Source organism: Rothia nasisuis (assembly GCF_928381405.1).
In the GTDB taxonomy this organism is placed as follows: domain Bacteria; phylum Actinomycetota; class Actinomycetes; order Actinomycetales; family Micrococcaceae; genus Rothia; species Rothia nasisuis.
Window position 1 is genome coordinate 1 of record NZ_CAKMSB010000043.1, and the last position, 445, is coordinate 445.

The following is a 445-nucleotide window of genomic DNA, read 5'->3' on the forward strand; positions in this document are numbered from 1 at the left end:
GAAAGCCGCGCATCGACGATTCGCGATCGACCGCGAGCCGCAGCATTTCGTTGGCATCGCCGATCACGCGCTCGGAGTGCTCGGCCCAGCTCATCGTCGACACGAGGTAAGCGATCAGGCCGACGAACAGCGCCATCGTGACGAGGCCGACGCCCAAAGGCAGCGCGATATTGCGGCGAAGGATGCGGCGGAAACGAGGTTGATCGACGGCCTGCGATGCGGTCATTTTTCCTGTAAGTGGCATGGCGAATCGGGTCGATGCGGAATATTTTGCGAGTCTGCGCACAGTGTTGAGTACCGCGAAGCGACCGCCGTCATCATACAAGGACGACGCTCATCCGGTAACGGAAGGCGGCTGGTTGAGCTTGCTGGCAGGGCGCGGCACGCTCGCGCGAGCGGTCGCGTTCGGCGCGCGATGCAATAAAGAAACCTGGCCGGCTCGCAC

1 protein-coding gene is annotated in these 445 nt (G+C 62.7%); it reads right to left on the reverse strand.

Features of this window, described 5'->3' with window-relative positions:
• Positions 1 to 226: hypothetical protein (locus L6966_RS11950; protein ID WP_237233464.1), on the reverse strand; the 226-nt coding region annotated here is incomplete at its 3' end.
• Between the last annotated feature and the right edge of the window lie 219 nt (positions 227 to 445).